The 14,495-nt window shown below is 55.7% G+C and carries 14 protein-coding genes, 1 tRNA gene and 1 pseudogene; 4 read left to right on the forward strand and 12 right to left on the reverse strand.

Annotated elements, in window-relative coordinates; translation table 11 throughout:
* Positions 1 to 9: 9 nt before the first annotated feature.
* Positions 10 to 210, forward strand: a pseudogene (locus M2397_RS17295) (hypothetical protein); the annotation flags it as partial.
* Between the two features lie 25 nt (positions 211 to 235).
* Here M2397_RS17295 and M2397_RS17300 read toward each other — a convergent pair.
* On the reverse strand, positions 236 to 3,628 hold the full coding sequence (locus M2397_RS17300; protein WP_259244143.1) for a TM0106 family RecB-like putative nuclease: 3,393 nt from the start codon (positions 3,626 to 3,628) through the stop codon (positions 236 to 238).
* Between the two features lie 214 nt (positions 3,629 to 3,842).
* On the opposite strand from M2397_RS17300, the gene M2397_RS17305 reads away from it, so the two are divergent.
* On the forward strand, positions 3,843 to 4,748 hold the full coding sequence (locus tag M2397_RS17305) for a hypothetical protein (protein WP_198818271.1): 906 nt from the start codon (positions 3,843 to 3,845) through the stop codon (positions 4,746 to 4,748).
* A gap of 256 nt (positions 4,749 to 5,004) precedes the next feature.
* On the opposite strand, the gene M2397_RS17310 is transcribed toward M2397_RS17305, so the two are convergent.
* The 9 genes from M2397_RS17310 to thrS all read right to left on the reverse strand — a co-directional run bounded on the left by M2397_RS17310 (position 5,005) and on the right by thrS (position 12,460).
* A tRNA-Pro gene (locus M2397_RS17310) sits at positions 5,005 to 5,081 on the reverse strand.
* Between the two features lie 90 nt (positions 5,082 to 5,171).
* Entirely contained in the window at positions 5,172 to 5,528 is a 357-nt protein-coding gene (locus M2397_RS17315; protein ID WP_003174972.1) for a MerR family transcriptional regulator, read from the reverse strand.
* On the reverse strand, positions 5,509 to 5,811 hold the full coding sequence (gene ihfA, locus M2397_RS17320; protein WP_002553164.1) for an integration host factor subunit alpha: 303 nt from the start codon (positions 5,809 to 5,811) through the stop codon (positions 5,509 to 5,511). The genes M2397_RS17315 and ihfA overlap by 20 nt, the downstream gene beginning before the upstream one ends.
* A 3-nt stretch (positions 5,812 to 5,814) precedes the next feature.
* Positions 5,815 to 8,193 (reverse strand): phenylalanine--tRNA ligase subunit beta, encoded by a 2,379-nt coding sequence (pheT, locus tag M2397_RS17325; protein ID WP_131700546.1) that lies wholly within the window; start codon positions 8,191 to 8,193, stop codon positions 5,815 to 5,817.
* 26 nt (positions 8,194 to 8,219) lie between these two features.
* A complete protein-coding gene (gene pheS / locus M2397_RS17330) occupies positions 8,220 to 9,236 on the reverse strand; it encodes a phenylalanine--tRNA ligase subunit alpha (RefSeq protein WP_131700545.1) in 1,017 nt (338 codons plus the stop codon).
* A gap of 109 nt (positions 9,237 to 9,345) precedes the next feature.
* Positions 9,346 to 9,702: a 50S ribosomal protein L20 gene (gene rplT, locus M2397_RS17335; protein WP_003174975.1), complete on the reverse strand. Its 357-nt coding sequence runs from the start codon at positions 9,700 to 9,702 to the stop codon at positions 9,346 to 9,348.
* Between the two features lie 29 nt (positions 9,703 to 9,731).
* Positions 9,732 to 9,926 (reverse strand): 50S ribosomal protein L35, encoded by a 195-nt coding sequence (gene rpmI / locus M2397_RS17340; protein ID WP_002553160.1) that lies wholly within the window; start codon positions 9,924 to 9,926, stop codon positions 9,732 to 9,734.
* A gap of 60 nt (positions 9,927 to 9,986) precedes the next feature.
* Positions 9,987 to 10,538: a translation initiation factor IF-3 gene (infC, locus tag M2397_RS17345; RefSeq protein WP_015884933.1), complete on the reverse strand. Its 552-nt coding sequence runs from the start codon at positions 10,536 to 10,538 to the stop codon at positions 9,987 to 9,989.
* Complete coding sequence (thrS, locus tag M2397_RS17350) at positions 10,538 to 12,460, reverse strand: threonine--tRNA ligase (protein ID WP_048719014.1); 1,923 nt, start codon at positions 12,458 to 12,460, stop codon at positions 10,538 to 10,540. Before thrS ends, infC begins: the two co-directional genes overlap by 1 nt.
* Before the next feature lie 368 nt (positions 12,461 to 12,828).
* Here thrS and M2397_RS17355 point away from each other — a divergent pair, with 368 nt between their 5' ends.
* On the forward strand, positions 12,829 to 13,143 hold the full coding sequence (locus M2397_RS17355; RefSeq protein ID WP_131700544.1) for a hypothetical protein: 315 nt from the start codon (positions 12,829 to 12,831) through the stop codon (positions 13,141 to 13,143).
* Positions 13,144 to 13,432: 289 nt separating this feature from the next.
* Complete coding sequence (locus tag M2397_RS17360; RefSeq protein WP_003234260.1) at positions 13,433 to 13,645, forward strand: cold-shock protein; 213 nt, start codon at positions 13,433 to 13,435, stop codon at positions 13,643 to 13,645.
* 73 nt (positions 13,646 to 13,718) lie between these two features.
* Here M2397_RS17360 and M2397_RS17365 read toward each other — a convergent pair whose 3' ends face one another.
* Together M2397_RS17365 and M2397_RS17370 are read right to left on the reverse strand one after the other, a co-directional pair.
* On the reverse strand, positions 13,719 to 14,039 hold the full coding sequence (locus tag M2397_RS17365; protein WP_131700543.1) for an I78 family peptidase inhibitor: 321 nt from the start codon (positions 14,037 to 14,039) through the stop codon (positions 13,719 to 13,721).
* Positions 14,040 to 14,181: 142 nt separating this feature from the next.
* Positions 14,182 to 14,487 carry a hypothetical protein gene (locus M2397_RS17370; RefSeq protein ID WP_131700542.1) on the reverse strand — a complete coding sequence of 102 codons (306 nt, stop codon included), beginning with the start codon at positions 14,485 to 14,487 and terminating at the stop codon, positions 14,182 to 14,184.
* Positions 14,488 to 14,495 lie beyond the last annotated feature (8 nt).

The following is a 14,495-nucleotide window of genomic DNA, read 5'->3' on the forward strand; positions in this document are numbered from 1 at the left end:
TAAACGCTCATGACGAAGTCTGATTTCGCCGCCTGGTCCTGGACCGCAGGGGGCAGGCATCGACGCAGAGATCTGGCTCTCTTCGATCTGGCCATTGATAGCAAGCTTCGAGCCTGCGACTTAATGAAGCCCAAGGTCCGTGCGCGCGATGTCGCTCCTGGCGAATACGTATCATCACGAGCCATGGTGATGCGGCAGAAAACGCAGCGGACGTCAGGATTACTAACTCCTTTTTCTATATTTTCGTCGCAAGTTCATCGTAACGGCAGAAAGCATTGGCAAGTTGCATCTGGCGGGGTGTTCGGCATTGAGCCTCAAACAAAGTAGGTGACGCAACGAGTACACAAACACATTTTGCACGTGATGTAGCGACATTCAGTCGGTTTAGGCTGTAGAGAAAATCCATTCCACGCGGTGCATCGACGTAGCTTGATGTTGTCATCGAGTAAATGACGATCGGCGCTTCCTGTCCTTGGAATTTGTCGACAGTTCCGATCCGAGCGCCCGAAATGCGGTCCTGCAACTCGAACACCTGCGCATTATAGGGAGCAATGATTAATATATCTTGAAGCAATATCAGTCGCTCAACACCATGCCTGTCGATCCAGGTAGTGCCTGACGCAAGGACTTCCTCCACGAGCGTTCGAACGCAATCAGCCTCTTCCGGCGATGAACTCTGATTGCCTTCAGAAACGACTGCCACATAGCGGAGGCCTGAACCATTGAGGCGTCCGGGTGAGCGAATTGCTTGAGCCTCCAATCCTGGGCGAGGATGAAGACGCCCCTCGTAGAATAGTTCGGACGTATAGGAGCAGATGTCCGGATGAAGACGCCATGTCTCCGCAAGAAAAAGTCCTCGGTCAGACGCAATCGTCTGCTCTTCACCAAGAATATGATGCAGAGCTGAAACATCAGTGCCTTCTGGATGACTACCCTGCATCGGCTGATCGAGTTGTTGCGGATCGCCTAGCAACACAACGCTATTCGCCGCTTGTGATACCGCAATTACATTCGCAAGCGCCATTTGCGCCGCTTCATCAATAAACAGCACATCTACGGAGTGCGCTGCATCAGGCAACGCCCACAGCCAAGCAGTCCCTCCTGCCACATTTGCTCTGCTGCCGATGGCGTTTAGCAAATCAGCATTACTTTTTACAAATCGCAATCGCTGCTGATCTGGTTCCATCTCCGAAGGTTTTTGAAAGCAGCAAACATCAATTCCCATTTCTTCAGAAGCCTTCACAACTCCATCGAGAAGGTTGCGGATGACCTTGTGGCTATTGGCAGTTACTCCAACAGTCTTCCCGGTTTGTACGAGAGAACAGATCATGCGTGAGCCTGTGTGCGTCTTGCCGGCACCTGGCGGCCCTTGGATTGGAAGCAGTCCACTTTCGATATGTGCCGCAACACGGAGTGCGGCATCTAGGGCAGGCTCACCATCATGCTGGATCGGTTGATTGCCTATCCGAGGGGGCAGACGCATCAGAAGATCACGAGCGGCCTGAAAGGGTCCGTCCCCCTCCATTCCATGAGCAACGACATGTTCGCCGATGCGAACAAGCGCATTCGCAAGGACAGTAGTATTAATAACTGTGTGGGAAAAAACTGCCTCAGGATGAATATTTGCACTGTCCCCTCGTTTCTTAATATCGACCCAACGTTCATCCAGAGAAATTGCGTCGACGCTGCCTAGTTTCCTGCCTCCTAAAGTGTGCAAATCTTCACTGCCGCGCATCTCCGTTTCTTGAGGAGGGAAGCTGTAGCGATGAATGGGTGCCTTAGCTGTTCCCCCATTCACGCCCACAAATGTTAGACCTGAAAGTCCAGCTCGCTCGTCGAGCAAATCTTCTGCCATAAGGTCGGAAAGGCGGAAATACTCCCACCAAAGCGCCTTCTGTTCTCGCCGGTGCCAGTCGAGCGAATGCGCGAGAATCCATCGAGCATGCTCCTCGGCCGTGCGCTCCGCCGCATCAGTAGGAACCCCGTCCGTCAACCGTTCGATAAGCCCATTGATCTTCTCTTGCCATTCACCAAGTGCCTCGCTTGGCACGCTCTCAGGTACTTCCGGTCGAGGAGTGATATTGCCAACATTGATCAAGTTGGTGCGCCGTATTTCTAACCAGTCCCGAAGGCGCCATGTAGATACGCAGTCATCTCGGTTGTATCCAGTCACAACATAACGATCAGCATCATTGATGAATGCTAAATCTCCCAGCTCAAGACATGCTTGAACCTTAGCAAGCGCCATGTTTGCTTCTGAAAGCTCTGTATCTCGGATGAAATCGTATAAGGGCTCAAGCTTTTTGATCGAGTAACTTTCCACGCTCGCTCGCAGACCATTTCGTATCACGCTGTAAAGGTCAACAAAGCGTTTGGAGCGCAGAAGAGCATCAATCTCCTCTTCACGACTTGCATGCCGCCCCATCAACCGTTTTAGAGCAGCCGGCTCATAGGGTGCGAAATGGTAAATGTGCAGATCCGGGTATTGCTCCTGTCGAGCGACGACGAAATCGATGAAACGCTCGAAATTCAGTTTTTCCTCCTCACGAGATAGCGCCCAGTCAGCTGTGTAAGCGATGCCATTGCTACCATCAATAAAAGTATAACCAAACAAGTACTCAAGGCCGCCTTCCCCAGCAAATGGATCGCCCTCCAGATCGAAGAAGATATCCCCGACTGAGGGTTCGGGTAGGCTCGCTAAACCGAATCCTTCCGTCACAGGTAAAAGTTCGTGAAGCACGCTCCCAGCTTCGCGTCCCTCGATCTGAATGCGCGCCTGCTCTCGTACCCGCTCGTACGAATGTACTGCCCCGCGCGAGGGTCTCCATGCAAGCGGAACCGGCATTGCTGCTAGATCCGTCATGGATTCTATGCCGTGCCGTCTTAACTCATCGATATGGACTTTGGTGATCCCGGCCACAAGCGAGAGATGGTCATCCTCTCGACGTTTCCGGTCGCAACGACTCTGCCAACGACAGATGTCGCAATGCTCCTTCGGTTCAGGATAGATCACCTCCCCCGCGTGCTCGATAGCAGCTACAAGGCTGCTTTTGACTCGTCGGAAGTACGCTGCGTAATCGTCCATTCGATACATCTGTGGCTCATACCCAGACCATGGGGCAACTACATAGCTATGCGTCGGGCAACCCCCTTGGATGGTGCCGACTAGATCCGCATACAAGCAAAGCTGCAAGACAGTTCCACCTTTGGTCTCACGAGCGAGCTTGGTATCGATCACCTCATAAGACCATGCTCCGAGATCGCTCTCGACCTCTATTCGCCTGAGGACATCCGTGCGACCCACCCAACCATTCGCGCGAAACGCGCCTTGTACTATGATCTCGTCCCCAGCGACCATGGCGCTCCTTGTGCGCTCGACCGATTCGTCATCAACTCCGACACCGTCAATGATTGTGACGGATAGACCTTGGGATCGTAGGTGCTCGACAAAGCCTTGTTCATGTCGCGCGCCACGCTCCCAAAGAATCTGCAGCAATGGGTCCCAGATAGCGGGGCGTTCTAGCTCGCCATTCGCCACCGCTAAGTCAAGGCTCGTTAAGTGCCGGCAGTTAAGATGTCCAACCAAGTCAGAAGCACTAAGAAAAATCGAATCGCCTAGCCTTTGCATTTGATTCCGACCTCATCAAAAGTCCATTCAGATGCTCTGTCGTCCAAATGCCAGCTCTAGTGACTTTTAGGATTAGCCAAAGCGAATGCCCGCTCGTCGAGTGTAGTCAATAGTGAAGGATCCACTGTGGATCGAAAAACAGGCACTCAAACATACCCCGTCGTGCGCTATCTTAGAGCTTCATCCTCATCACGACGCGACTAGGAACCATGGAATGAATCGCAAGCAGTTTCTCGAGCAACCGGACGTGCTCGGCCTCATCGAGTGGCTAATCGAAAACCTCCCCACTCTGCCAGTGCATCTGAAGGTCGCGCGCAGCAGGTTCGTGCGCAAAGCGATCGACTGCAAGGTTCAAGGTATCGAAGCGGTTCAGGCGGAATACCAGTGGGGCGGGAACTGGGAGACGGTCAAGGCGGAGCTGCGCCGGCTGCGCATTCGCTTGCGCCTTGCGGTTCGCGCCCGCGATGAGTTCGCCACGCATGGGGCCTGCGAAGCGATCCTAGCGTGGGGAAATGTCGATGGCGCCGTCGGATTCCTCAAGGAGCAAATGCACGACAAGAACTTGGTGAATTACCTAAAGCAGTGCCAGGCGCTTCTCGCGCTGGACCGCAAGCAGCAGCTCAACCACCTCACCAAGCAGAACATCCTAAGATTCGACTCGGGCATGACTAAGATCCATGCCCTGCTCGACACCACTGGCTCTCCCATCTATGACGGCCGGGTCGGTGCCGCCATCGCGCTGCTCTACCGCCTGTACCGCGAAGGCACCGGCACCACTGCGCCGCAGGCACTGGACTTCGCCTGGGGGCCAGGGATCGGCGACCAGATTCGAAACCCAAAACACTTAAAGCTTGGCTACAACGGTACACCGCAACTCTCCACCACCAGTCGCCACCTTTGGGCACGGCGCCAGCTCCAATTAGGTTGGATCATCCGCGCGGTACTAGAAGGGTCCGAACTATTCGCCAAGCAGCCTCAGCTGGTAGACCGCTGCCACGCCTTTGAAGCTGGATTGTTCATGATGGGCTATGACTTACGCAGTCTAGTCCCCGACGGCTATACGATCCCAGTGCCGCCCAAGCTTAACTACCGGGTACGCAGGATGACCCGAGCGACCTGAGATAAACAAGCTGATGGTTGACCTGTATGTAGTTCTCAATAAGCAGGAAAATAGTCTTAAACACTCAAAAACGTCAGGACCTGAAGAGAAAGACCAAACAACATTGGTAAAGAGACCACGCGTGAGCGCCAAAGCCTGCGTCCGCCCACGCGGAAGCCGTGAGGATTCCACCCAGAGCCGGTGGTTTTGTGGGGGTAAAAACGACCAAAAATAAAAAAGGGTCGCGAGATAAAATCTCGCAACCCTTTGAATTATATGGTCGGGACGGAGTGATTCGAACACTCGACCCCTAGCACCCCATGCTAGTGCGCTACCGGACTGCGCTACGCCCCGACTAGGCGTGTTACTGGATTCGCTTCGTAACGAAGCGATCAGGAATATACCGCAAGCTTTTGAAATGTGGAAGTATTTTAAAAGCCTGAATCATTTTTTCAAAACCACCAGCACATCTTCCAGTTCGGAGATCATCTGGCGGATCAGTTGCTTGTACTGGGTGGTGTCGTCTTTGGCCTCATCACCGGACATACGCTGGCGCGCGCCGCTGATGGTGAACCCCTGATCGTACAGCAATGCACGGATCTGTCGGATCATCAGCACATCCTGGCGCTGATAATACCGACGGTTCCCGGTGCGTTTGACGGGGTTGAGTTGAGGAAACTCCTGCTCCCAATAGCGCAATACGTGCGGTTTTACCGCACAAAGCTCGCTGACTTCACCTATGGTGAAGTAGCGTTTGCCTGGGATGACGGGTAGCTCGTCGTTATGACTTGGTTCCAGCATAAGCCTCAACTCGGGCCTTCAACTTCTGCCCTGGACGAAAGGTGACCACACGGCGAGCCGTGATCGGGATTTCTTCTCCCGTTTTTGGATTGCGGCCAGGCCGCTGGCGTTTGTCCCGCAGGTCAAAGTTGCCGAAACCGGACAATTTGACCTGTTCGTTGTCTTCCAGAGCGTGCCTGATCTCTTCAAAAAACAGCTCGACCAATTCCTTGGCCTCGCGCTTGTTCAGACCCAACTCTTCGTACAGACGTTCCGCCATCTCAGCTTTCGTCAAAGCCCCCATACGTCACTTCCTTAACGTGGCGTTCAACCTTTGTTCGAGCGAGGTGAGGATATTTTGTGTCGTGGTATTCACCTCATCGTCATTAAGAGTGCGCGATGGATGCTGCCAGGTCAAGCCAACTGCAAGGCTTTTTCTATGCGGATCAATGCCTTTACCCTGATAGACGTCAAATAGCCTGAGGTCTGTCAGCCATTCCCCTGCATTTTCACGGATTACATCCAGAACGGCAGTGGCGGCGACTTCACGATCGGCGATCAGGGCCAGGTCGCGACGCACTTCAGGGAAGCGCGACAACTCGCTGAATTTAGGCATCTTGCCCGAGGCCACTTCGGCCAGGACCAGCTCGAAGACGAAGACCGGGCGGTCGAGCCCAAGGGTTTTCGACAGCTCTGGGTGGATGGCGCCGACGAAGCCCACCAGGCGACCGTCACGTTCGATACGCGCAGTCTGGCCAGGGTGCAACGCCGGGTGGTTGCCTGGCACAAATTTGAAGTCGTCCAGCGCACCGGCAAAGCCCAGTACCGCTTCCACGTCAGCTTTAACGTCGAAGAAGTCCACGGCATCACGGCCTTGCGCCCAGCCTTCCGGCAAGCGGCTGCCGCAAACAACACCGGCCAGCATTGGCTCTTGCTTCAGGCCGTCGAGTTGACCGACAAACCGCAGGCCGCTTTCGAACATGCGCACGCGGTCTTGCTGACGGTTCAGGTTATGGGAAAGGGCTTTCACCAGGCCTGGCCACAGGGACGAACGCATGGCGGCCATGTCGTTGGAGATCGGGTTGGCCAGCAGCAGCGGTTCGACGCCCGGGTTGAACAGCTCGAACTGCTTGGGATCGATGAAGCTGTAGGTCACCGCTTCCTGATAGCCACGGGCAACCAGCAGACGGCGCAGCTCAGGCAAATGCGCACGCGCTTCTGCCTTGGGTTGCGGTGCCAGGCGCGCTTGCGGGTAACGAACCGGCAAGCGGTTGTAGCCGTACAGGCGAGCCAGTTCTTCGATCAGATCAACTTCCAGGCTGATATCGAAGCGATGGCTTGGCACTTCAACATGCCACTGCCCTTCCCCACCCGCAGAAATGTTCAACCCGAGGGCCGACAACAATTGCTCGATTTCAGCCGGAGCGATGACCAGGCCGAGCATTTGTTCGACGCTTTTGGCGCGCAGGGTGATCGGCGCAACAGACGGCAGATACTGCTCGCTGACGGTTTCAGTGATCGGGCCGGCTTCGCCACCGGTGATTTCCAGCAGCAGGCCAGTGGCACGCTCCATGGCTTCACGGGCGAGCTTCCAGTCCACACCACGCTCATAGCGGTGCGAAGCATCAGTGTGCAAGCCGTAGGAGCGGGCCTTGCCAGCGATGGCAATCTGGTCGAAGAAGGCGCTTTCAAGAAATACATCGCGCGTAGTCGCAGACACACCGCTGTGCTCGCCTCCCATCACACCGGCAATCGCCAGGGCGCGGGAGTGGTCAGCGATCACCAGGGTGTCGGCGCGCAGGCTGACTTCCTGGCCGTCGAGCAGAACCAGCTTCTCGCCTTCTTCGGCCATACGCACGCGGATGCCGCCATTGATTTCAGCGAGATCGAAAGCATGCAGCGGTTGGCCCAGTTCAAGCATCACGTAGTTGGTGATATCGACGGCAGCGTCGATGCTGCGCACGTCGGCACGACGCAGGCGCTCAACCATCCACAGCGGGGTTGGCTTGGACAGGTCAACGTTGCGGATCACGCGCCCCAGGTAACGTGGGCAGGCGTTTGGCGCCAGCACTTCGATCGGACGCACTTCATCGTGCACCGCAGCCACTGCAGCAACCACTGGACGAGTCACTGGAGCGTTGTACAGCGCACCTACTTCACGGGCCAGGCCAGCCAGGGACAAGCAATCGCCGCGGTTCGGAGTCAGGTCGACCTCGATGCTGGCGTCTTCCAGTTCCAGATAGACGCGAATGTCCTGCCCCACTGGCGCATCGCCCGGCAGCTCCATCAGGCCATCGTTGCCCTCGCCTACTTGCAACTCCGCCTGGGAGCACAGCATGCCGTTGGACTCGACCCCACGCAGCTTGGCCTTCTTGATCTTGAAGTCGCCCGGCAGTTCGGCGCCGATCATGGCGAACGGGATCTTCAGGCCCGGGCGCACGTTAGGCGCTCCGCACACGACCTGGAACGTTTGCGCGCCATTGCTGACCTGGCACACACGTAATTTGTCGGCATCGGGGTGTTGCTCGGTGCTCAACACCTCACCCACGACCACGCCACTGAAAACACCGGCGGCCGGCGTAACGCTATCGACCTCAAGACCGGCCATCGACAGACGCGCAACCAGCGCATCGCGGTCTACCTGCGGGCTTACCCAGCCACGCAGCCATTGTTCACTGAATTTCATCCTGCTCTCCTAAAGATTCGTTACGACTAGCGAAATTGCGCGAGGAACCGCAAGTCGTTGTCGAAGAACAGACGCAAGTCGTTCACGCCGTAACGCAGCATGGCCAGACGCTCAACGCCCATGCCGAAGGCAAAGCCCGAGAACTCTTCCGGATCGATCCCGGACATGCGCAGCACGTTGGGGTGAACCATGCCGCAGCCCATCACTTCCAGCCAGCCAGTCTGTTTGCAGACGCGGCAGCCTTTACCGCTGCACATCACGCATTCCATGTCGACTTCTGCGGACGGCTCGGTGAACGGGAAGAACGATGGACGGAAACGCACCGCCAACTCTTTCTCGAAGAACACCCGCAGGAACTCTTCGATGGTGCCCTTGAGGTCGGCGAAGTTGATGTCGCGATCAATCAGCAGGCCTTCGACCTGATGGAACATCGGCGAGTGGGTGATATCGGAGTCGCTGCGGTACACACGGCCTGGGCAGACAATGCGGATCGGCGGCTTGTTCGCTTCCATGGTGCGGACCTGTACCGGAGAGGTATGCGTGCGCAACAGCATGTTTGCGTTGAAATAGAAGGTGTCGTGCATCGACCGGGCCGGGTGATGGCCTGGGATGTTGAGCGCCTCGAAGTTGTGATAATCGTCTTCGACCTCAGGGCCTTCGGCAATGCCGTAGCCGATGTGGGTGAAGAACTGCTCGATACGTTCCAGAGTCCGGGTGATCGGATGCAGGCCGCCCGAGGCCTGGCCACGGCCAGGCAAGGTCACATCAATGGACTCGGCGGCGAGCTTGGCCGCAAGATCGGCCTCCTCGAGCGACGCCTTGCGCGCATTGAGCACCTCTGTGACACGCTCCTTGGCGACGTTGATCAGCGCACCGACTTGCGGGCGCTCTTCAGCCGGCAAATTCCCCAGGGTCTTCATCACCTGAGTCAATTCACCCTTTTTGCCAAGGTAGTGAACCCGGATTTGCTCCAGGGCATTGATATCTTCAGCGCTTTGCACAGCCTCAAGAGCTTGAGCGACGAGCGCGTCCAGGTTTTCCATGTACAGACTCCAGATACAAAATAGGGGAAGAGCTTGAAGGCTCTTCCCCTATTTATGACGTTTACCACCTTGGGCTACAGGAGCAGCCCAGGGTGACTGTCGGGGGTACTTAAGCCAAGGTGGCTTTAGCTTTCTCGACAATCGCAGCAAACACCGCTTTTTCGTTCACAGCCAGTTCAGCCAGAACCTTACGGTCGATTTCGATGGACGCTTTTTTCAGGCCAGCGATGAAACGGCTGTAGGACAGACCGTTAACACGTGCACCAGCGTTGATACGAGCGATCCACAGAGCGCGGAACTGACGTTTTTTCTGACGACGGTCGCGGTAGGCGTATTGGCCTGCCTTGATTACCGCTTGCTTGGCAACACGGAATACGCGTGAACGCGCGCCGTAGTAGCCTTTAGCGAGTTTCAGAATTTTTTTGTGACGTTTACGGGCAATGACGCCACGCTTTACACGAGCCATGAGTTACTTCCTCTATTCTTGATCCAAAATTAACGAAGGCGCAGCATGCGCTCGACTTTTGCCACGTCAGACGGATGCAGCAAGCTGCTACCGCGCAGTTGACGCTTACGCTTGGTCGACATTTTGGTCAGGATGTGGCTCTTGAAAGCGTGCTTGTGCTTGATACCGTTAGCAGTTTTCAGAAACCGCTTAGCAGCACCACTTTTAGTCTTCATCTTTGGCATGTTCGGATACTCCGCATTCAGTTGATAAACATAATCAGAAGGCCTGCCGTGCCCTGTTGATTACTTCTTCTTTTTCGGGGCGATGACCATGATCAGCTGGCGTCCTTCCATCTTAGGATGCTGTTCGACCGAACCGTACTCGAGCAGGTCAGCTTCAACCCGCTTGAGGAGTTCCATCCCCAGCTCCTGGTGGGCCATCTCACGGCCGCGGAATCGCAAGGATACCTTGGCCCTGTCCCCATCACTCAGGAAACGTACCAGGTTGCGCAGTTTTACCTGGTAATCCCCTTCCTCCGTCCCTGGACGAAACTTGATTTCTTTTACTTGAATCTGCTTCTGGTTCTTCTTCGCCGCGGCAACCTGCTTCTTCTTTTCGAAGATCGACTTGCCGTAGTCCATCACCCGGCAAACGGGTGGGATTGCATCGGCGGAAATTTCCACCAGGTCCAACTTGGACTCTTCTGCAATACGAAGCGCTTCATCAATCGAGACGATGCCAATCTGCTCGCCGTCAGCGCCAATTAACCGAACCTCGCGTGCCGAGATATTCTCGTTGATCGGGGCTTTCGGTGCAGCTCGTTTATCTTGTCTCATTTCACGCTTAATAATAATTACTCCGAATCTGGGCGACCACGCCGGGAAACCGCTTGCGCGAGGAACTCAGCGAACTGGGCGACGGGCATCGAGCCCAGGTCAGCACCTTCACGAGTACGCACAGCGACAGTCTGCATCTCGACTTCCCGATCTCCGATAACCAAAAGATAGGGAACCTTGAGCAAAGTATGCTCGCGGATTTTAAAGCCGATCTTTTCATTTCTCAAGTCGGACTTGGCACGAAATCCGCTTTCGTTGAGAGTTTTTTCAACTTCAGCAGCAAAATCTGCCTGTTTATCAGTGATATTCATGATCACTGCCTGAGTCGGAGCCAGCCACGCAGGGAACGCACCCTCGTAGTGCTCGATCAGGATCCCGACGAACCGTTCGAACGAACCGAGGATCGCCCGGTGCAGCATAACCGGGTGTTTACGGCTGTTGTCTTCGGAGACGTATTCGGCTCCCAAACGGATCGGCAGGTTAAAATCGAGCTGCAAGGTACCACATTGCCAGACACGGCCAAGGCAATCTTTCAACGAGAACTCGATCTTCGGACCGTAGAAGGCACCCTCGCCCGGCTGCAGGTCGTACGCAAGGCCCGCACTGTCTAGCGCTGCGGCCAGTGCCGCTTCAGCGCGGTCCCACAGTTCGTCGGAACCGACGCGTTTTTCCGGACGAGTGGACAGCTTCATCTCGACTTCGGTAAAGCCGAAATCGCGATAAACGTCCATGGTCAGCTTGATGAACGCGGCGGATTCGGCCTGCATCTGCTCTTCGGTACAGAAGATGTGGGCGTCGTCCTGGGTGAAGCCGCGCACACGCATGATGCCGTGCAGCGCACCCGATGGCTCGTTACGGTGGCAGGCGCCGAACTCGGCCAGGCGCATCGGCAACTCGCGGTAGCTCTTCAGGCCTTGATTGAACACCTGCACGTGGCAAGGGCAGTTCATCGGCTTGATGGCGTAGTCGCGGTTTTCCGATTGTGTAGTGAACATGTTGTCGGCGTAGTTGGCCCAGTGCCCGGACTTCTCCCACAGGCTGCGATCAACGACCTGCGGGGTCTTGATCTCCAGGTAACCGTTGTCGCGCTGAACCTTGCGCATGTACTGCTCAAGCACCTGGTACAGGGTCCAGCCGTTCGGGTGCCAGAACACCATGCCCGGCGCTTCTTCCTGGAGGTGGAACAGGTTAAGACGCTTGCCGATCTTGCGGTGATCGCGCTTTTCGGCTTCTTCAATGCGCTGGATATAGGCGGCCAGCTGCTTCTTGTCAGCCCAGGCGGTGCCGTAGATCCGTTGCAACTGCTCGTTCTTCGCATCGCCGCGCCAGTAGGCACCAGACAATTTGGTCAGCTTGAACGATTTGAGGAAGCGCGTGTTCGGCACGTGCGGACCACGGCACATGTCGACGTATTCTTCGTGGTAGTACAGGCCCATTGCCTGTTCGTCCGGCATGTCTTCCACCAGACGCAGCTTGTAGTCCTCGCCACGCGCGGTGAACACGTCGATCACCTCGGCACGCGGGGTGACTTTCTTGATGACGTCGTAATCTTTTTCGATCAGTGCGTGCATGCGCTGTTCGATGGCGGCCAGATCGTCCGGAGTGAAAGGACGCTCGTAGGCGATGTCGTAGTAAAAACCTTCGTCGATGACCGGGCCGATCACCATTTTCGCAGTTGGGTACAGCTGCTTGACCGCATGGCCAATCAGGTGCGCGCAAGAGTGGCGAATGATCTCCAGCCCCTCTTGATCCTTGGGCGTGATGATTTGCAGGCTGGCATCGGAGGTGATCAGGTCGCTGGCGTCAACCAGCTTGCCATCGACCTTGCCGGCCACGGTGGCCTTGGCCAGGCCGGCACCAATGGAGGCGGCGACCTCGGCTACGGAAACCGAATGATCGAATGAACGTTGACTGCCGTCGGGAAGAGTAATAGTTGGCATGGCGCCTCCTCTCCTAGTGGTGACCCCTACCAAAGGTCACGTGGGTTGGGATGAGCCAGTACAAGATCCAACACCAGGCCGTTCAGTGATGAACGCCTGCCTTACAGCGGCAGGAGCCTTTCGGCCAACCGATAATCGAACCACAGTGACTGGAGTGAGCTAAAAAGAAACATGGCAAGGCGGCAAATGGCGCACCCGGAATTAGCCAAGCGGAAGATGCTAGCACAGATGAACGGTCATCGCGCCGGGCACACCTGATGTTAAAGACAAATTCCAGCCTTTATAGCTGCAAAAGTGAACTTGGGCTGTACGCCATGCCTCAAACCCACTGAGAATCGCCGTTCGTCCTCGACCCAAAGGAGCATCCCATGATGCGTTTCACCTCTACCCTCGCTCTCGCCGCTACCCTGAGCCTCCTTTCCCTCGGCGCGCAGGCCGCCGCCCCGTCCAATTGGCCAGCGGGCGCCCGCGACAGCTTCGTCAGCGACTGCAGCGCAGCTGCCAGCCAGAACGTTGATGCCAAAACTGCCAAGGCCCATTGCGAATGTGGCGCTGACAAGATCAACGCCGAATTGAGCACAGCAGAAATCAAGGAACTCATGACCAACCAGAACGCCAGCCCGGAGCTTAAAAACAAAGCGGTCGCGGCTATTTCGTCCTGCAAAGTCGTGAAGAAAAAGTAAGATCGGGCCCTGATCAGACGTCCGTTTTGCCGGAAAAACAGCCCGAAAACTGCCATTTCTCACAAATTACGCAGCTTTTACGGCTTTTTTTACCAGCTTATATTTCGTGCCGAAGCCCCGTAAATCGGGGCTTTCAGCCGACACAAGCACCAAACGCAACGCTATTGATTAGCAAACAATGCCTTGGGGGGGCTCCCAAGCCGAACATTTCGACTATGATAGCCCAGTGTGCCCAGTTGGCCTGAGCAGCACAGCACTACTGAAAATATATGTTTCTTGGAGATACACCATGTCTAATCGCCAAACCGGCACCGTTAAATGGTTCAACGATGAAAAAGGCTTCGGCTTCATCACTCCTCAAGGTGGCGGTGACGACCTGTTCGTACACTTCAAAGCTATCGAAAGCGACGGTTTCAAAAGCCTGAAAGAAGGCCAAACCGTCTCCTTCGTGGCTGAGAAAGGCCAAAAGGGTATGCAAGCTGCACAGGTTCGCGGCGAGTAATTCTCCGCTGAGCTAAAAAAACCCCGTCCATGTGACGGGGTTTTTTATGGGCGTTGCAAAAGCCTGGAAACGATCAGCCGCAATTAACGCGCGTGACCACCAGATTGTCATCGGTATTCAGGTTCAAGCGGTCGGAGCGGTATTCCAGCGTGATCATATCGTTGGGCTTGAGAATCCGTGCGTTCTGCGCGCCAGCGCGGGTACGGGCCTGCTCCAGCAACTGCGGCGAGGCTTTCTGGCCAATGCTGAATTCGGCGGCCTTCGACTCACAGCGGCTATGACCGGCATCGGTCACGGCGGCGTCTTTGGCTGGCTCAGAGGCACCCGGGGTGCTGCAACCCGCCAACGCGAGTGCTGCCAACAAAGTACCGAATGATGCGAGCTTCCAAGGCATGAAGCCTCCTATTGAAAAATGAACAGAGATCTTGCGACAGCGGTCTGGATGATAGGTTTCAAAACGTAAACCGCCGATAGGCAAGTCTGCCCGACTATCAGCAAGCATTCGCCCGATCAATCGTGACCAAATATGAACGTAATCAGTAGATGTCGATGTAATCAAATGGCGGCTTCGGCCAGTTTTGCTTCAGCGCATTAAAAATCTGTGTGACCCAGACCTCGTCGCTGGCTGCGACGTTGCCGACATAACCGGAGCCCTTGGCCCAGGTCTCCAGGCGAAACAGCAGGCCGTCGATATCAGTGCCTCCCACCACCCCCGAAGATATGTAGGCAATCCCAGCCTTGGTCACACGCAACTGGGTATGTTCGTCATCACTGGCACTGGCGATCAGTTGGCGCACGGCGGCCAGGGTCAGGTTCTCGGGGTTACTCAAATCGATCTGCACGCGGGGTC

The organism is Pseudomonas sp. BIGb0381 (assembly GCF_024809815.1).
In the GTDB taxonomy this organism is placed as follows: Bacteria; Pseudomonadota; Gammaproteobacteria; order Pseudomonadales; family Pseudomonadaceae; genus Aquipseudomonas.

What these genes read in the sequence shown, in the direction of transcription:
- pheS (WP_131700545.1), bottom strand. Translation starts at nt 9,236, where the DNA reads ATGGAAAACCTGGACGCGCTCGTCGCTCAAGCTCTTGAGGCTGTGCAA.
- M2397_RS17365 (WP_131700543.1), bottom strand. Translation starts at nt 14,039, where the DNA reads ATGCCTTGGAAGCTCGCATCATTCGGTACTTTGTTGGCAGCACTCGCG.
- rplT (WP_003174975.1), bottom strand. Translation starts at nt 9,702, where the DNA reads ATGGCTCGTGTAAAGCGTGGCGTCATTGCCCGTAAACGTCACAAAAAA.
- ihfA (WP_002553164.1), bottom strand. Translation starts at nt 5,811, where the DNA reads ATGGGGGCTTTGACGAAAGCTGAGATGGCGGAACGTCTGTACGAAGAG.
- rpmI (WP_002553160.1), bottom strand. Translation starts at nt 9,926, where the DNA reads ATGCCAAAGATGAAGACTAAAAGTGGTGCTGCTAAGCGGTTTCTGAAA.
- M2397_RS17355 (WP_131700544.1), top strand. Translation starts at nt 12,829, where the DNA reads ATGATGCGTTTCACCTCTACCCTCGCTCTCGCCGCTACCCTGAGCCTC.
- M2397_RS17360 (WP_003234260.1), top strand. Translation starts at nt 13,433, where the DNA reads ATGTCTAATCGCCAAACCGGCACCGTTAAATGGTTCAACGATGAAAAA.
- M2397_RS17315 (WP_003174972.1), bottom strand. Translation starts at nt 5,528, where the DNA reads ATGCTGGAACCAAGTCATAACGACGAGCTACCCGTCATCCCAGGCAAA.
- M2397_RS17305 (WP_198818271.1), top strand. Translation starts at nt 3,843, where the DNA reads ATGAATCGCAAGCAGTTTCTCGAGCAACCGGACGTGCTCGGCCTCATC.
- M2397_RS17300 (WP_259244143.1), bottom strand. Translation starts at nt 3,628, where the DNA reads ATGCAAAGGCTAGGCGATTCGATTTTTCTTAGTGCTTCTGACTTGGTT.
- thrS (WP_048719014.1), bottom strand. Translation starts at nt 12,460, where the DNA reads ATGCCAACTATTACTCTTCCCGACGGCAGTCAACGTTCATTCGATCAT.
- pheT (WP_131700546.1), bottom strand. Translation starts at nt 8,193, where the DNA reads ATGAAATTCAGTGAACAATGGCTGCGTGGCTGGGTAAGCCCGCAGGTA.